This window comes from Pseudomonas sp. MAG002Y (assembly GCF_019400845.1).
Lineage (GTDB): Bacteria > Pseudomonadota > Gammaproteobacteria > Pseudomonadales > Pseudomonadaceae > Chryseomonas > Chryseomonas luteola.
On record NZ_WOEJ01000005.1, the window covers coordinates 137,850 to 155,189 of the forward strand.

At 56.6% G+C, this 17,340-nt stretch carries 13 protein-coding genes; 5 read left to right on the top strand and 8 right to left on the bottom strand.

All coding sequences use genetic code 11. The annotated features are described in order from the left end of the window. Positions 1-80 precede the first annotated feature (80 nt). From bcsC to bcsR, 6 genes are read right to left on the bottom strand one after another with little or no spacing between them, the layout of a single operon-like run. Positions 81-3,536: a cellulose synthase complex outer membrane protein BcsC gene (bcsC, locus tag GM154_RS09080; RefSeq protein ID WP_219651987.1), complete on the bottom strand. Its 3,456-nt coding sequence runs from the start codon at positions 3,534-3,536 to the stop codon at positions 81-83. Next, positions 3,524-4,627 carry a cellulose synthase complex periplasmic endoglucanase BcsZ gene (gene bcsZ, locus GM154_RS09085; RefSeq protein ID WP_219651989.1) on the bottom strand — a complete coding sequence of 368 codons (1,104 nt, stop codon included), beginning with the start codon at positions 4,625-4,627 and terminating at the stop codon, positions 3,524-3,526. Before bcsZ ends, bcsC begins: the two co-directional genes overlap by 13 nt. A gap of 5 nt (positions 4,628-4,632) precedes the next feature. Continuing rightward, on the bottom strand, positions 4,633-6,888 hold the full coding sequence (bcsB, locus tag GM154_RS09090; protein ID WP_219651991.1) for a cellulose biosynthesis cyclic di-GMP-binding regulatory protein BcsB: 2,256 nt from the start codon (positions 6,886-6,888) through the stop codon (positions 4,633-4,635). 2 nt (positions 6,889-6,890) lie between these two features. Continuing rightward, positions 6,891-9,479: a UDP-forming cellulose synthase catalytic subunit gene (gene bcsA / locus GM154_RS09095; RefSeq protein WP_219651994.1), complete on the bottom strand. Its 2,589-nt coding sequence runs from the start codon at positions 9,477-9,479 to the stop codon at positions 6,891-6,893. Further along, positions 9,476-10,207: a cellulose biosynthesis protein BcsQ gene (gene bcsQ / locus GM154_RS09100; protein ID WP_010798020.1), complete on the bottom strand. Its 732-nt coding sequence runs from the start codon at positions 10,205-10,207 to the stop codon at positions 9,476-9,478. Before bcsQ ends, bcsA begins: the two co-directional genes overlap by 4 nt. Before the next feature lie 3 nt (positions 10,208-10,210). Next, complete coding sequence (bcsR, locus tag GM154_RS09105) at positions 10,211-10,432, bottom strand: BcsR/BcsP family cellulose biosynthesis protein (RefSeq protein ID WP_010798021.1); 222 nt, start codon at positions 10,430-10,432, stop codon at positions 10,211-10,213. A 433-nt stretch (positions 10,433-10,865) separates the two neighbouring features. Here bcsR and earP point away from each other — a divergent pair, with 433 nt between their 5' ends. The 3 genes from earP (at position 10,866) to GM154_RS09120 (ending at position 13,449) form a co-directional block, all read left to right on the top strand. Continuing rightward, the gene (earP, locus tag GM154_RS09110; RefSeq protein ID WP_219651996.1) at positions 10,866-12,014 is read left to right on the top strand and encodes an elongation factor P maturation arginine rhamnosyltransferase EarP; all 1,149 of its coding nucleotides are present in this window, start codon (positions 10,866-10,868) and stop codon (positions 12,012-12,014) included. A 30-nt stretch (positions 12,015-12,044) separates the two neighbouring features. Next, positions 12,045-12,611 (top strand): elongation factor P, encoded by a 567-nt coding sequence (efp, locus tag GM154_RS09115; protein WP_010798023.1) that lies wholly within the window; start codon positions 12,045-12,047, stop codon positions 12,609-12,611. Positions 12,612-12,702: 91 nt separating this feature from the next. After that, positions 12,703-13,449 carry a sulfite exporter TauE/SafE family protein gene (locus GM154_RS09120; RefSeq protein ID WP_125887970.1) on the top strand — a complete coding sequence of 249 codons (747 nt, stop codon included), beginning with the start codon at positions 12,703-12,705 and terminating at the stop codon, positions 13,447-13,449. On the opposite strand, the gene GM154_RS09125 is transcribed toward GM154_RS09120, so the two are convergent. Then, positions 13,450-14,310 (bottom strand): LysR substrate-binding domain-containing protein, encoded by an 861-nt coding sequence (locus tag GM154_RS09125; protein ID WP_219651998.1) that lies wholly within the window; start codon positions 14,308-14,310, stop codon positions 13,450-13,452. Between the two features lie 99 nt (positions 14,311-14,409). Between GM154_RS09125 and GM154_RS09130 the strand changes: the two genes are divergently transcribed. Next, positions 14,410-14,640, top strand: a complete 231-nt coding sequence (locus GM154_RS09130; RefSeq protein ID WP_150347573.1) for a DUF1127 domain-containing protein — start codon at positions 14,410-14,412, stop codon at positions 14,638-14,640. 52 nt (positions 14,641-14,692) lie between these two features. Next, positions 14,693-15,922, top strand: a complete 1,230-nt coding sequence (locus GM154_RS09135; RefSeq protein WP_219652000.1) for a winged helix-turn-helix domain-containing protein — start codon at positions 14,693-14,695, stop codon at positions 15,920-15,922. Here the strand turns inward: GM154_RS09135 and GM154_RS09140 are convergent. Then, entirely contained in the window at positions 15,903-17,249 is a 1,347-nt protein-coding gene (locus GM154_RS09140) for a class II 3-deoxy-7-phosphoheptulonate synthase (RefSeq protein WP_125887972.1), read from the bottom strand. The genes GM154_RS09135 and GM154_RS09140 overlap by 20 nt on opposite strands. Between the last annotated feature and the right edge of the window lie 91 nt (positions 17,250-17,340).

Consider the following 17,340-nt stretch of genomic DNA (forward strand, 5'->3'; position numbering starts at 1 on the left):
CAGGCGGGCTGTTGGTTACAGGGAAGGGACTGACCCAGATGCCCAGGGTTCCTGAAAATCTCTTTCAGGCTGGCCTGGGTTTAATTGAACTGTGCATATTCCTGAAGTGGCTCGGGCGGCATCCTGAGATCGCCTTCCCAGGGAGCAAAACTGTAGCGCAGGTACACGAGTGCCTGGTTGGGTTTGTAGTCGCTCCCCACGGAGCGCTCGATTCCGGCAGACGTACCGATGAACCAGTTGGGCGAAAGACGACGCTCCAGCGAAAAGCTGGCTCGATAGCCAAGGCCTTTGCTGCGGCCTCCCGTCAGTACAGGATTTCCTGCTTCGCGCTGCCAGGCGGACTTTGTCGGGAAGTAATCCGCATCATCCTCTTTCACCCACGAGTAGCTGGCTGATGCTTCGGCGTAAAACGACCAAGCATCCCAGCGTTGCGCAAAGTTGATCGGGACAGAGTAGGACAGGTATTGCTGTGGGCTGTAATAGCCTCCCTGGCCGAACGTATAACCGCTCAGGTTTTCCTTGAAGTGCCAGTACATGACGTTACTGCCAACCCGCAGGCGTCGATTGGGCTCGTCGATCAGGCGAAAATAGATTCCGCTCATCAGGCGCAGGCGATCATTGCTTTCCACATTTTTACCAGCCAGGCGATGGGCCTGCAGGCTCGACCAGATGCCGTAGAAGCCGCCCTGGTCGTAGCTTAAACCAAGCGATACCCCATTGGTACGGACGCCACCCCAGGTTTTGCCTGTGCGAGGGTCTTCAGTACCTGCATAGGCCAATAAGGACGTGGACAGGGCGCGGCGGGAGATATCCATTGTCCAGCCAAGGGACTCAAGATCACCGCTCAGGCGTACGCCTCCCACGATATCCTGTACTGGAAACCCCAGGGGCGTAGTACCTACGTCCCATTGGGTGTCTTGCCCACGCCAGCCAACAGCCAGGCTAGTACCTTGGGCGCGTTGGTTGACAGGCCCGCGACTGCATTCCTCACGGGTTTGGCAGAGGGCGACACTTCCAAAGTTGTTCTGCTCAATAATGTTTCCCAGGCTGCCATTATCCATCGTAATGGTTTCCGCCCGGAAAAAGCCTTTGCCATCCCTGAGGGGATGATCAGCTTCAAAGCGTAGATCATGGGCCTTGAGGTCCGATATACCCGGTGTGCCTGAACTGTCCCATGCGTCATATTGCAGTGTCGCAGTAGCGGTCTGCTGTTGATAAAGCTCAGCGGTATCGCTGCGAATGCTGCGGTTGAGCCAGTCGTCATCAGGTTGTACTCGGGTTTGCCGGGTGAACTGCGCATCGTTTTGGCCCGGATCGCCCATGTTGCTTGTGCGCATGGCCTGGCGATAGCGATCAAGCGCCAGGTCCGGCTGTTGATTGCGTCTGGCGAACCGCGCCGCGTCGCGCCATAGGAGCGGATCACGGGTCTCGACCTCCAGCGCGGCATTCATGTAGGCAGCGGCTTTCTCCGGCTCTCCCAATTCCGACCAGAGATTGGCCATCCGACGTTGCTGTCCCGCCGTGGCTGCCTTGGAAGACAGCTCGGCCAGTTGGCGCCGTGCCTGGATATCAAGGCTCTGCTGATGGGCAAGCTCTGCCAGGCTGAGTCCGGCTTCTATATTGTCGGGCTCAAGTACCTGAGCTGCACGGTAATAACGTTTGGCCTCGCCAGGATGTCCACCTAATACCGACCACTCGCCCAGCAGGAGAGGAATACCCGCTTCCTTGGGAAAGCGCGTACGTGCCTTTTCAAGCAGGGCGGTCGCATCCTGGGTGCGGCCCTGATTGTTTAAATCGCGCGCTTGAGCCAGGGTCAGGCCGTAATCCAGTCGATAGGCAAGGCTGTGCATATCCTCACTCCACTGGTTGGCAGGGACTTGTCGCAGGCTACCAAGCGCCCGTTGCGCCTGGTCCTGACTGTCTAGAAAGAGCGCGTGGGCGTACCGCAGGACCGGATCAGTGGAGCGCTGACGCAGCTGATTTGCAAAGGCGTCTTCTGCCTTTGGATTACCCAGTGCTGCGCGCGCTCTAGCAAGGTTATAGGCCAGCCAGGGATCCTGCGGCTGCAGCTCAAGGGCTTCTGTCAGCTTGTGCTCAGCGGTTGCCCATTGACCTTTGGCGGCATGGGCATCGGCCTCGCGCGACAAGATGTTCGCCTGAATCCGGTTCAACTCAGGTGTATAACGTTGACGCTGATCCTGGGGAAGGGAGGCGATAAGAGATTTGGCCGTGTCGATCTGGTTTTGCTGAAGATAAAGGTTGATGAGGCCCCGTAGTGCTGGACCGTTTCGACGGTCATAGGCCAGCGCCCGCTTGTAGGTCTGCTCGGCTCTGTTCGTATCACCCTGCGCTGCATAGACATCGGCAAGGCCCGTCAAGGGCTCTACGGCGCGAGGTTGCAGTCTGGCAGCGTTCTGGTAGGCCTTTGTTGCTGCAGTGTAATTGCCTGCACGCAGTGCAGTATCCCCGTCATTGAGGGTTGCCCAGAATTGGGCTGTGTTGATCAGGCTTTGCCACTTGGCTCGCTGGTCGATGTTCTGCTCGCTGGCCAGGGCTCGCTGGTAAAAGGCTAACGCGTCCTGATGCCTGCCTTCCCGTTGCCGTAGTCTTCCCAGGTTGCCTAAAGCGTCAGAATCATTGGGGAAGCCCTTAAGGGCCTGCTGCAGGGCGCGCTCGATAGCAGCATAGTCCTGTGAGTCTTGCTCCAGAAGCTGCTGAGCCCTTTGCTTGGCTCTGAAAGTCGGGTTTGCCAGCAGTTGCTGCTGCGCGGCTAATCCCTCGTGGGCGATAGGAGCTGCATCCGGGTAGGACTCAAGGTAACGCTTCCAGAGCGTGACAGCTCGATCTTCAACCGGCATTCGCTGGAGCTGGTCCAGCCATACAGCAGAAGCGCCCTGGCGGGCATAGGGGTCTTGGCTGAGCTTTTCCAGATCCTTGTAGGCTTCTGGATCATAACGATTCAAATCGAGGCGCTGTCTGACCAGCGCCAGTCGATAGTTGCCACTTTGCGGATAGCGATTTACCAGCGACTGAATTCCCTGTAGGGCTCTGGTATGTCCCTGCGGCGTATTGGCAACCGCTTGCCAGTATTCCAGCTCGTATTCCGGCGACGGCAGGCCTGGCTTGAATAGCTCATCGTATAGCTTCAGGGCTTCGTCATAGCGACCCGCCCGTGCGAGCAGCCTGGCTTGAAGAAGCTGCGATTTTTTCTTTGGCTGATCAAGCTCGATATCAAGCCGTACCAGACTCAATGCCTGCGAACCCGGAGCAACCTTTTCCAGATGCTCCAGTGCAGACTGCGCTTCCTGAGGCTTGTTCTGCCTTAGTCTTAGGCGGGCGAGGGCAGCCAAGCCTTCCGGATGATCAGGTGCCACTTTGAAAAGGCGGTAAAGGCTGTCTTCGATCAGGTCATCTTTGTTACGCGCCTCGCCAGCCCTGACCTGTGCCATTAGCCGATCCTCCGGCGTAACGGGCCCCTCGGCCTGGGCCGACAGGCTAACCAATAGAAGAGACAGCAGAACAATCAGCGTGGGCATGCAGCGTTATCCGGCAACTGCAATTCACTATGAACGTTGAAGCGGAAGCGACCTTCTTGCCAGCCTCGTCCAAACAGCGACAGGACATTGCCATAATAGGCATCTGCCTCGAGCGGCTCCTGCTTCAGACGGGTTAGCTGAGCGTCGAGAGCCGCCTTGTCACCCAGGCTTGCCAGAAGCGGAAGTACAGCCGCCGAGAAGCCTAAAGGCCCGCGGTTTTGAGTAGTCCCTGTCTCGGCATTGACCTCTTCGGGCAGGTACCCCCGTTGCGAGATATAAGTCTGCATGGGCTGAAAGCGCGAAAGCAGGCTATCCCGGCCGGCTGATCCAGGTGCCTGCATACCTGCCCACAGGTAAACACGAATGGCGTTATAACTGCCTTGCCAGCCGCTCCGCTCGGAGCCATGCCAGGCACCTGAGCGCCAATCAATCCAGTCAGGTGCAAAGCCTTTGGGCGCGGTTTCGTTCAGCAGTCGCAGCGTAGGAGCAATCATGCCTTGCCAGGGGCCTTCCGGATGCTTGTATGCGAAGCTGCTGAGCAAAAAGAGCGGCGTGTAGCTGGGGTTTAGCGTCCAGCTGTCCTCGTTGGTAAAACCGACCGGGGCGGGCAGAAGCACCGGACCAAGCCCCTCAACCCGCGCGACTTCCTGCTTTTCGATCTGCTGCAGAAGCCGATTGGATAACGTCTGGTAATTGTGAATCCGCCAGAGGCGCGAGGCTTCCTGAAGGCTGTAGGCAATCCAGAGGTCGGCATCGGAAGCTGCGTTGTCATCCAGTATTTGAAAGTTGCCGTTTTCCGCACGCCCCCAGAGCCAGGCAGGCAGGTGTTTGGAAAAGTCTCCCTGGCTCAGGTTGCCCTGTGTCCAGTTGACTAAACGCTGAAACGTGGTTCGGTCACCTGCTACCAGGGCGAAAAAGAGCGCGTAGGATTGTCCCTCCGATGTTGTGATTGCGCGCTCGTCGCTGCGATCGATCACCCTGCCATTTTCGATGAACCCGCGCTTGAAACTTTCCCAAGCCGGCCACTGGCAGGCAGCCGAGGCAGGACTGGCAAGGCTGATCAGACAGAGGGAGGCAAGCACTTTTTTCATGAAGGTTACTCCTGTTCCTGCAGGCGACGGCGCGCCAGCCAGCGGAGGACATTCCAGAGCAGGGCAGCCAATATCAGTGTGGTCACGATTGCAATGAATGCCAGTAGTAGCGGATGTGCGGACAGGTGATACCAGAGAAGCAGCCACCAGGGCAGGCTACCTACGTAGTAAGGCTCTCCTACGATATGACTGTCGATCCGGTCTCCTCGGAAAAGACTGACAGACCCGGTGACATTCTCAAGCCCGGTATTCTGGCTCAAGGCCTCTTGCAGCTGCTGATAGCTGTTTTCGCCATAACCCATCAGAGCGACTACGCTACGCGAGCTGGCGTATGGGGATTCAAATCCGACCAGCGCCGAGATCGGCCCCGACGACAACGTCTGCAACTGTGTGTCTGCCATGGCAGACCCAGTGTCCTGTAGCGGTGACTCAAGTCGGGATGTCTTGCGGTTGGGCAGCATGAGCGACGTTCGGGTCTCATCCACGAACGCTGTCATATTCTTGTCCAGCTCGGTCCGAGCCTGCTCGGGAATTTCACCTATTATCAGAACGTCGCGTTCGCCTTTCTTTATGGTTGACCAGTCATCACCAATGAAGACCTGTGTCGCGGGATAGCCTGTAATGGCCCCCATGCGTCCCATCAACGTAAACAAAAGGCCTGTCTGTTCCGGCGTTGGCTGCGAGGGCATCATTACCTGCGTCTGGGATAGATCGGCAAGGCGAGTAAAGGGATATCCGGCACTGACAAAGGCGCGTAGATCGGGCATAGCCTTGTAGTGATAGAGCGAAGAAAAATCAATGGTCGAGTCCGGATCGATTGCGGCCTGAACATTGAGTGGAAGCGTCGTGGTACAGCTGGTATTGTCGCCATTGGCCGGGAAGGCGCCGAAAGAAAAATCAAAACGCAGCTCATTGCGAGCCCCTAGCTTGAGTGACGGCACTTGAAAGCCGGTACTGGTCCCTAGCAGATTTTCGTTAAGAATCGGCAGATTAACACCGCCCATGCTCTGGTTGGCATTCTTGCTCAGCGTAAAGGCCTTGATGAACTGGTTGTTGGCGTTGACCGTCAATAGGGCCGTATCGTCACGGAGCGGGGGCGTGTAGCGGTATTTAAGATCCAGCGGGATACCGCGATTACGCCACACGAAGAGGTCCGGCGGAATATTGAACGCTAGCGTAATCGGTCGCGGCACCATGCCGGTGACTTCCAGCTGATTGGGATAATCCATTAGCTCGCCCAATCGAGTAGGGCGATCCAGTGAAACCCAATTTGGGGCATCGTAGGGTTGGCGGGGTGCCAGGGTTTGCAGAGAGTCCACGGTGGTGGATTGCCCTCGTAGCGTAACAGCGCCCAGGGCGACAGCTTTCGCTGCGGTCAGCAGGTCGTTGTCGTCGCGCCCAAGGATTAGTAACAGCTTCCCGTAGGGATTTTGCGGATTCTCGACAATCTCAATAGTCGGTGCTGTCACCTCCGCATGGCCTTCGATCAACGTGGGCAATTGTGCATTCGTTGCAAACACAACGGCATTACCTTGGGAGGGCAGGCGTCCAAATGAAGTTGGGAAGCTGGCACCGCGCCAGCCACTCAGCGTTCCAAACCAGGACGCCATTACTGCCCCAGCAGTCTGCTCGGCACTGTTGGGACGATCTGCAAAGATGAATGGAACGCTCAGGGCCGCCGGGTCGCGCTGATCGAAAAAGGGCTCTGGTAATTTGGATAAGTCATTCTGGATCTTTAATGCCTGAGTGCTCAGGATCAGCTGGCTTTTCGCGCTGAAGTCAACCCATAGGCTGGAGTGCAGCGGGTCTTCGCAAATGGGGGCATAGTGGCCAACCAACTCAAAGCGCACGTTGTTGTAATCAGAAATAAACTGGGCATCGAGCGGTAGATCCCGAGTAATTTCCTTGCCCAGATCCGCCTGATTGATAGGCAATACCCCCATCAATTCATTGTTCAGATAGACCTTCAGGTGCGACTGCACCGGAATCAGCGCCGGCGAGGGGGTATACACCAGATGGAGTCGAGCGCCTGTGACGACCTCATCGCTACGTAACCCGAACGATGCGTAGAGATTTCTCAAGACATTACGGGTCGTCAGGTTTCCCGCTGATGAGATCTGATTGAAGCCCAGCTGCCGCTCCTGTACCGGTGGGGCAACGGGTGTCGTGTTGGGACCAGGCGCAACCGTAGGCGCCGCGGTAGTCCAGGGGGCGCAGGCCAGCAGAGCCGCTGCGATGAGAAAGCGGATTACGCCTTTCATGCTTATCCTTGCTGTTGTGTTCGTTTTGGCGGTAGGACAGGGGTTACAGGTATGAACGACACGAGTTTCTCCACCAGCCACACCGAGCCCTTGATAAACGGACGGGAAAGCCTGGGGGAGTGCTGCAACATGCGTTTATAACCTGATAATCCGACCCGGATAATGGCCAGGATGCTGCGTAGCGGGCTGTCTTGCACAAAACTTTCCTGCCATTGGGCCCAAGTGTCGGCACGTGCAAACGTACACTGCACAAAATTAATGCGTGTCTGAACATCCATCGGTTCAAGCTCTAGCCCTGCCACCCGGCCTCGCTGGTTCCGAACGCGAGTGGCAAAGCTGTACTCCTCAAGGCCGCGCTTTAGTTGCAAAAAGATCTGCTCGTCCGACTTGAGGTCCAGCTCTGGCGGCAGCTCCAGGCCCACACCGCCGTCGGAGTAGTCCGTCAGCGTACACGCATAAACGTGGCCGCCCGTCATGCGTATGGCGGCAGGTAGTCTCAAGTCGACGCGATGGGTGCGACGAACCTGACGAACCTCTGCGGCAACTGCAATGGCGCCTCCGAGGATAATCAGGTTATAGACGGTCCAGAGCATGCTGATGATGACAGTGCCTTGTTCGACGGCTGGGCCGGTAACGTAACGATAGACACCAAACAGCAGGCCTACCACATTCAATCCAGCCAGGAACAGAAAGGACTTCGAGATCGTCCAGTCAAAGACGTTTTCCTCAACCAGTCCCCCTTTAGCCGTTACGTTGAATTTACCCTTGTGCGGATTGATCAGCGCCACTGTGGTAGGCCGGGCGATGTACCAGGACAGCACCGTCTCGTAGATCTCGCTCCAGAAGGAATAACGGTACCGACCCTGGATGCGCGAATTGGTAATGCTGGCATGGGCGATGTGAGGCAGAACGAACAGCAGAATCAGCAGCGCCGGGGCATACAGGATATACGCATGCAGGATCAGGAAAGCCAATGGTGAAAGCAGGTAGATGAGCCTGGGTACGCCAGCGAGAAAATGCAGCATTGCGTTGCAGTAGCAGAGTCGCTGGGGAAGCGAGAGGCCTTTGCCCATCAGCGGATTGTCCAGGCGGAAGATCTGCACCATGCCCCGCGCCCAGCGAATTCGCTGGCCGATATGGGCTGAAAGGCTTTCGGTGGCGAGGCCGGCTGCCTGGGGAATACGAATATAAGCGGACGTCCAGCCGTTGCGGTGCAGACGCAGGGACGTGTGAGCATCCTCGGTTACGGTTTCCACGGCGAAACCACCAATGCTTTCCACGGCGGTGCGCCGCAAAATGGCGCAGGAGCCGCAGAAGAACGTGGCGTCCCACATGTCGTTTCCGTTCTGGACCAGACCGTAAAACAGGGTGTTCTCGTTCGGCGTACGCCGGAAGTTACCCAGGTTGCGCTCGAAGGGGTCTGGCGACAGAAAATGGTGAGGCGTCTGCATAACGCCCAACTTTGGGCTTTTCAGGAACCAGCCCATGGTCATCTGTAGAAAAGAGCTGGTCGGAATATGGTCGCAGTCAAAGATCACCAGGAAATCACCTTTGGTGACTTTCATGGCCGCATTCAGATTGCCTGCCTTGGCGTGGCGATTATCCGAGCGAATCAGATAGTGCACCCCAACTTCCGCGGCAAACTGGCGAAATGACTCCCGTTTACCGTCATCAAGAATGTAGATGTTCAGCTTGTCTTTTGGCCAGTCGATACCCAGGGAGGCCAGTACCGTCGACCGAACGACGGACAGGTCTTCGTTATAGGTGGGAATATAAATATCGACCGAAGGCCATTCGGCAATGTTGAGGGGGAGCGGATAGGGCTTGCGATCCAGCGGCCAGATTGTCTGGAAGTACCCAAGGATCAGTACCAGCCAGGAATAGGTTTCTGCCAGCAACAGGAGCAGGCCGCAGATGACATCCAGCGGATTTTCCCAGTTTAGCGTCTGCGTATAGCGCCACCAGAAATACCGACACGATACGAGCAGTGAAAGGATGATAAGCGCTAACGTCGGGAAGCGCCCCGGCATCTTGCGAATGACCATTGCCAGCGCCCATAGCATGGCGATAAAAACGATCTGCTGGCCTATCTCGAATGGCTGCGTTACGCAAAGCAGCAAAAGCGGCGTGGCAATAAGCGCAAAGGCACCACCTAAGATACATTTCGCTCTAACCGAAAGAGACGACCAGGTCTCTTCTTTCAGCGTAGCGAGTGGCAAACGTTCCGGCAGACGTGCGGCTGAACGATAGAGGCGACGCCGATGTTCAAGCAGGGCAGGAAAACGTTGGAAACCCTTGGAGAGAGCAGCCAGGTAATCGGGACCTTTGCCATTGACGGGCCTGACCAGAATCAGCCAGATACTTTGCATGACAGTTCTGAGAGGATTGCCCAGGCGCCGCGTGGATAACTGAGGGTACAGCGCACGCCAGTTGATGGCGACCCATTGCCAGGTGGGGCGCTCGAATCGCAGGAATGTCCAGCCCAGTAGCCACAATGCCGTCATCAGTAAGGCAACCGGCGCGCGATGGCGCTCGCGGCTTTTGTGGTAGTACAGCGAAAGCCAGGATTTGGCAGCCGGTGCCAGGATCATGTGGCGCCTGCCTGTGCCACGCTCCACGTAGCCAGCGAGAGGAAATTGTGGCTGGCCAGAGAGGCCGGAGCGCTATCTGCTAGCGGCCGCTTCAGGGCCAGGGCCTCGCGTACAGCTTCATCCTCGTGGATGATGGTTGAAATCAGTGTCTTGCCCAGGACCAGGCGCCAGAGTTGTATGAGATCCCGAGAGAGCTTGTAAGCGGGTTGGTAACGGTTCACCAGCCAGAAGCGGTTGGGTGTATTCAGCTGGCCGACCAGTGATTGCTGATTAATCAGGGCATGGCAGGCGGGATCGGCCTGCACGATTTGAATCCATTGCAGGTCCGTAATCTGACCTAGTGCCTCGCGAAAGCTCGAGTGCTGTGGCACGTCGAAAATCACATAGGTATCGTCCGGCATCGCAAGTGCGCGCAAGGATGTGGGCAACCAGTCTGCAGCCAGCTCATGTAGATGGGAAAGCGAGGTCGGACGACCAAAGGGCAGCAGCCAGATGTGCTCCTTATAAAGGAAAGCGGTGCTTTGCCAGGGGTAGCCTTCGGCGAGAGCCTGTGCCCATCCGGCATCCTCTGTAACGGATAAGCCAAAGTGCAGTCCCAATAGATTGCTGGGGCAAAGATCAATCAGCAGAACATGCTTCTGTAAGGTGGCTAGACTGGCCGCCAGGCCTGCGGCTACTGAGGTGGTTCCACAGCCGCCCCGTATTCCCTGGACGGCTATAACGTGCATATTTTATGAGGCATTCTTCAGTTTGGCTTGCTCTTGAGTCGGTAGTACGACCTGAAGCGTCTCCAGGAGAAGAGGCCATTCGGCCAACGCTTTATTCAGATTCTGTACAGTCTGAATCTCAGCGTAGCGGAAATTTTGCAAATCATAATGACGAATTAGCGTGGAAACGTCTTCACGACCACTGTTGCCTGTGGCAACGATCTCAGTAACGGGCAGGGTAGCCATTCTGGTATTGCTCCTGTTTGCAAAGCATCTGGGCTTTGCCGCGTTTATTTCTAGTGCACCCAGCGGCGTAAGGTGCAATGGATAAGGCACTTGGAAATAAAAGCGTCATCAAGGGCCGCCATAATAGAGTTGCCCCACTACCGCCTGCGATCCGTGTCTTGAGTACAGTCTGTCCGGTCGCAGCCATGCCTTGAATTTGATTTCCTTAATCCACTCGATTCATTTTGTGAGCCAGTGCAAATTATCGGCGGCTATTCCCACTGCTTAAAGGTCTCTCTGGCGCCTTCTGACCGAACGATTTTTTCTCAGGACAAATGGCGTTTTGATGGCATCTGTCTGTTTCCCTTATTTCTAGTTGACCTGAGCGCTGTGTCTGGCTAAATGCCGTCCGGTTGTGACGCTGAGTGCGTCATCCGCTGAGCAGTGAGGGTGAATGAACGCTTCGTGGGATATCTTTTGCAGTGTCGTCGATAATTATGGCGACATTGGTGTGACATGGCGCCTTGCGCGTCAGCTGGTAGCCGAGCATGGTCAGCAGGTACGCTTGTGGGTGGATGACTGGTCGTCCTTTGCACGTATTCATCCAGCCGCAGGCACCAGTGATGATCCTGTCCAGCGTCATCTGGGCGTCGAAGTACATCATTGGACAGCCGTCTGGCTCGACGATGTCGTTCCGGCAGATGTCGTTGTCGAAGCGTTTGGCTGTCCATTGCCGGCTCCCTATATCGACGCAATGGCTCGACGTGCCTCCCATCCCCTCTGGATCAACCTTGAATACCTGAGCGCCGAAGCCTGGGTGGAGAGCTGCCATCGCCTTCCATCGCCGCAGCAGGGGATGCAGAAATACTTTTTCTTTCCCGGCTTCACTGAGGAAACGGGAGGGCTGCTCAGAGAACAGGATCTGCTCGACAAGCGTTTGCATTTTCAGGCGTCTACTGACGCACAAGCACGGTTTCTGACTGCCCTGGGCGTTACCCAGACGCCTGGCGAGCGCATCCTTTCATTGTTCAGCTATGAGATTCCAGCACTATCGGAGTGGTTGGATGAACTGGCCCAGGGCGCTGAGCCCACCTTGCTGCTCATTCCTGAAGGCCGTGTATTAAGTAACGTGGCCCATTGGCTGGAGGCTGAAGAGTTAAAGGCAGGCGAGGAATACCACCGAGGCGCATTGCGGCTCTGCATTGTTCCGTTCCGCCAGCAGGATGACTATGACCTGCTCTTATGGTGCTGCGACTTCAATGCTGCACGGGGCGAGGAGTCATTCATTCGAGCGCAGTGGGCTGGCCGCCCCTTCATCTGGCATATCTATCCGCAGGAAGAGCGTGCCCATATGCTCAAGCTGGATGCGTTCCTGGACCGGTATCTCGTCGGAGCAAGCCCGGCTGCGCAGGTAGCTACGCGTACGCTATGGCACGCATGGAACGGAGAAGGATCTCTTGGGCAGGCGTGGCGTGAATGGTCAAAACATGAAGCCGAAATGACCGCTCATGCGGAAAACTGGTGTGCCCGACAGAGTGAACTCAATGACTTGGCGTCAACGCTAGTACAATTCCATACAGAGCGGCTATTATACGGCGCTTGATTTTCTATCTTCTTCCAAACGGATAACCGCATGAAAACCGCACAAGAGTTCCGTGCCGGCCAAGTGGCCATGATCGACAACGCTCCCTGGGTCATCCAGAAGGCTGAGTACAACAAGTCCGGCCGTAACGCTGCAGTGGTCAAGATGAAGCTGAAGAGCCTGCTTTCCGGCAGCAGTACCGAAACGGTATTCCGTGCTGACGACAAGCTGGAACCAGTCATTCTGGATCGCAAGGAAGTAACGTACTCCTACTTCGCCGATCCGCTGTACGTGTTCATGGACAATGAATACAACCAGTACGAGATCGAAAAAGACGACCTGGGCGATGCGGTTAACTACATCGAAGACGGCATGACTGACGTCTGCGAAGCTGTTTTCTACAATGATCGTGTAATCTCTATCGAGATGCCGACCACTATCGTTCGTCAGATCGCTTACACCGAGCCGGCTGTTCGTGGTGATACGTCTGGCAAGGTGATGAAGACTGCTCGTCTGAACACCGGTTTCGAACTGAAAGTTTCCGAGTTCTGCGATATCGGCGACCATATCGAAATCGATACTCGTACCAACGAGTACAAGTCACGCGCCAAGGTTTGATCGGCGAGTGTCACAAGAGCCCGGCTGATGCCGGGCTTTTTTGTGGGCCGTGTTTCGTTGGCCCAAAGCACAGTGATGGACAGGATGATGTATGGATGTAACGGCGATTGTGCTTGATATCCTGCTGGGTAGTGTTCTGGGCGTAGTGGGTGGTCTTTTTGGAATTGGGGGTGGTCTGATTGCGATCCCTGTGCTGGGGCTGCTCTTCGGGCTCGATCAGCAGTTGGCACAAGGCACAGCGTTGGTCATGGTCGTTCCTAATGTGCTGGTGTCAATCATCAAGTACAACCAACGCAATCGCATCGATTGGCGTCGTGCAGGTATTCTCTCGGGAGCGGGTATCCTGTCAGCCATTGCAGGAGCGATGCTGGCGGTAGGGCTGGATGCAGACCTGATGAGAAAAGGCTTTGTAGTCTTCCTGCTGTTTCTTGTGGCCTACAATCTCTGGCAGCTGCGCATGAAGAGCCATACGGTGACCAATCCACCTGGAGTCGCCTGGTTGGCAGTGCTGGGCGTGTTTGCCGGTCTGGTAGGAGGCCTCTTCGGCGTAGGCGGCGCGGTGATTGCGACCCCCATGTTGACGAGTGTCTTCGGCCTGTCCCAAGTCGTAGCGCAGGGGCTCTCGCTAACCATGGCGCTCCCGGCCACCAGCATTACGCTGGCAACCTATGCGATTCATCATGAGGTCGACTGGCTTATTGGCATACCACTGGCAATTGGTGGTTTCTTCAGCGTCGGGTGGGGTGTAAGAATGGCCCACGCCTTGCCGGAGCGTCTGCTGCGTGGGCTGTTTTGCGGTTTTCTTCTGGTATGCGCCATATTGCTTGCGCTCAAATGATCAGCCAAGACGGAAGCCTTCGACAATGAAGTTTGCGAAGGCCTCCGTAACTTGGGACTCAGTGTTCGAATTACGAACCAGCATGATCCGGGCGGAGGGCAGGCGGGGCAGACCGGCTTCTTCCTCGTTGATGATTTCCAGTTCTGGCGTAGCCAGGCTGTGCAATTGCGCTGTTACGGCAAGGCCGGTGCCGGTCATGGCCAGGATGGCCGACAGGCTGTGGCTGCTATAGGCAACCCGGTAATCGATGCCGGCTGTCTCCAGGGCATTGCACATCCATAGACGGCAAAAACAGCCATGATTGAAGACCGCTACAGGCAACGGGCTTCGCTCAAGAGCGGAGCTGCCAATGGCCTGCATCCAGCGAACGGGCTCTTCTCTAAGGAACTGACCGATTTCGTGGCCGGGCTCGCAGGTCACGATGCTCAGATCAAGGTCATGCCGCTGCAACAGCTGCGCTGATGTCTCGCACTGAACTTCGACTTGCACAAGCGGATAGGTCTGAGCAAAGCGTGACAAAATGCCGGGCAGAAAGCGCATAACGTAATCATCGGGAGTCCCGATGCGAACGGTACCTACCATATGGGGCTCGCGTAGCGTATTCAGCACCTCACTGTGCAACGCCATGATACGGCGAGCGTATCCCAGCAGCACCTGACCCTCAGCCGTGAGGCGAACCTGGCGTCCCTCTCGATCGAACAGCTGACGTTGAACGATATCCTCCTCGAGACGTTTCATCTGCATGCTAACGGCAGATTGGGTTCGGTTGACGACCTCGGCCGCACGCGTGAAGCCACCGCTGTCAGCAATGGCGATAAAGGTGCGCAAGAGTTCACTGTCAATGCTGGGGAAAAGGCTCAAAGCATCAATCTCCTGAATGCAAGGCATCAGAACTATTCGTTAGATTGATCTTAGACGCGGGCCAAGAATGATGCCACTACATGAAGAGGAGGTATCAGTATGAACGCTCATGAGGTTATCCAGGCTTCCGATAGTGCGCGCCGCAAAATATCGGCTCTCTTGTTCTGGCAGAAAACACATGGAGTCATCAGGGCTTGGCGTGAGCAGGCCAGGCAACGCCAAACCCTGGCGATGTTAAGTGATGACGCCTTGAAGGATCTGGGCTTGAGCCGGGCGGATGCAGAGCGGGAGGGTTCCAAATGGTTCTGGGAGGGGCCGTTTTCGCGTTGATGTCTGGCAGAGGGTTGACTAGGGTGTCCGTACCTGGCCCTTGGAATTCATCATGTCTGTCCCTTTGTCCCTGTCGTTGAAAGATGCTCGCCGACTCGCCCTGACGGCCCAAGGCTTTTACGGCTTCAAGCCCAGGGGCGAGGTGCGGCATCGGCATATCGAGGCGTTAATGAAACGCTTGTGCATCCTGCAGATCGACTCGGTCAATGCGCTCGTGCGGTCACATTACCTGCCATTATTTTCCCGGCTTGGGTTCTATCCCCGAAAGCTTCTGGATGAGATGGCGTGGTCATTGGATAAACCGCACCAGCTGTTCGAGTGTTGGGGGCATGAAGCCTCCCTGATGCCTATGGAGGATTATCCGCTGATGCGCTGGCGCATGGAGCGGGCCGCTCAGGGGCAAGGCATCTATCGGGAGCTGGCACGGGTTGGGCGTGAGCAGCGCGCCGTGATTGAAGCGGTGCTACAGGCGGTACGGGAACGGGGCGCGCTTGGCGCGGGAAGCCTGGCGACCCGAGTCGGCAAGGCGGGACCCTGGTGGGACTGGAGCGTCGAAAAAAAGGCACTCGAATGGTTATTTGCGGCTGGAGAAGTAACGGTGGCAGGCAGGCGTGGCTTTGAACGTCTATACGATTTGCCTGAAAGGGTGATTCCGAAGGCCATACGAGAAAAGCCGCCACTGAGTGAGGCGGAGGCCCAGCGCGAGTTGATCCGCCGAAGCGCAGCAGCCATGGGTGTGGCGGCCGAAAAGGACCTAAGAGATTATTACCGGCTCGATCCTGCTGATGCCAAGGTGCGTATCGCAGAATTGGTGGAATCCGGCGAGCTACTAATGCTGACTGTAGAGGGCTGGAAAAAGCCGGCCTTTAGCCTTGGCGAACCGCAGCAATCCCTGCGCGCGCGACACGTGAGCGCGCTGTTATCACCTTTTGATTCGCTCATTTGGGAGCGCGCCCGTACGGAGCGATTGTTCAATTTCAGGTATCGGCTGGAACTCTATACGCCTGCTCATAAGCGAGTGTATGGCTACTATGTCTTGCCTTTTCTCTTCAATGAGCACCTGGTTGCACGGGTAGACCTGCGGGCTGAGCGCGCCCATGACCGGCTGGCGGTACATGCCCTGCATGGTGAGGAGGGACGTTTGAGCGAGGAGGCTAGTCGTTCGCTGGCAACCAATCTCCGCCAGTTGGCCAACTGGCTTGGCCTGGCGGAGATCAGTCTGCATGGCAGTGCAGCGGTGCTCAAGGCACCACTGGCTGAGGTCAGCGGCGGACCTGCTTGAGGGTTTCCGCAATCATGAAGGCCAGTTCCAGAGACTGGTCGGCATTCAGACGTGGGTCACAGTGGGTATGGTAGCGGTCGCACAGGCCGGCCTCGGTAATAGGTCGCGCACCCCCAATGCACTCAGTCACGTTCTGGCCGGTCATCTCGATATGAATGCCGCCCGCGTAACTGCCTTCGGCTTGATGCACCTGGAAGAACTCACGAACTTCCGATAGAACGCTGGCAAAGTCACGCGTCTTGTAGCCACTGGAAGCCTTGATCGTGTTGCCATGCATCGGGTCCGAACTCCAGAGCACCAGGCGGCCCTCTTTTTGTACAGCCTGAATCAGGCGGGGCAGGTGATCACCCACCTTGTTGGCGCCCATCCGTACGATCAAATTCAGACGGCCAGGATCGTTGTCCGGGTTCAGCGTATCGATGAGGCGTATCAGGTCTTCCGTTGACGTCGTCGGTCCAACCTTTACGCCGATCGGGTTATTGACACCCCGCAGGAACTCCACATGCGCGCCGTCGGGCTGGCGGGTACGGTCGCCAATCCAGAGCATGTGCGCAGAGCAGTCGTACCAGTCACCCGTCAGGCTGTCACGACGGACAAACGCCTCTTCATAATTGAGCAGCAGGGCTTCGTGAGCGGTAAAGAAGCTGGTTTCCTTAAGCTGCGGTGCGCTTTCCAGTCCGCAGGCACGCATGAAGGCGAGAGTTTCGTCAATGCGGTCCGCCAGTTGATGGTAGCGCTCGGCCAAAGCCGAGTTCGCAATGAAGTCCAGGTTCCATTTATGTACCTGATGCAAGTCGGCAAAGCCGCCCTGGGCGAAGGCACGCAACAGGTTCAGGGTTGCCGTCGCCTGGTGATAGGCCTGCAGCAGACGCTGAGGATCCGGTACGCGGTTGGCTTCATCAAAGGTGATGCCATTAACGATATCGCCGCGATAGGCTGGCAGCGTGACGCCATCCTGGGTTTCTTCACCCGAAGAGCGAGGCTTGGCGAACTGGCCGGCCATGCGACCTACCTTGACCACAGGGCACCCGGCGGCAAAGGTCATCACCACGGCCATCTGTAGCAGCACCTTGAACGTATCGCGGATCTTGCCGGCAGAGAACTCCGCAAAGCTCTCCGCGCAATCACCGCCCTGAAGCAGAAACGCCCGGCCATGGGTAACTTCGGCAAACTGGCGACGCAATTCACGGGCTTCACCTGCAAATACAAGCGGTGGAAAGCCGGCCAGGGTGCGCTCGACGTCGTTTAGACGCTTGGCATCGGGGTAGACGGGTTGTTGCTGGATGGGCAGTGCTCTCCAGCTGTCAGGGCTCCAGGGTTGAGTCATGATGGCTACTTGCTTTACAGATTATCCAATTGGGCAGGCATGTTAACCGATTAATAGCCTTTGGCGCTGATAGACGTGCTATATCAGTCTG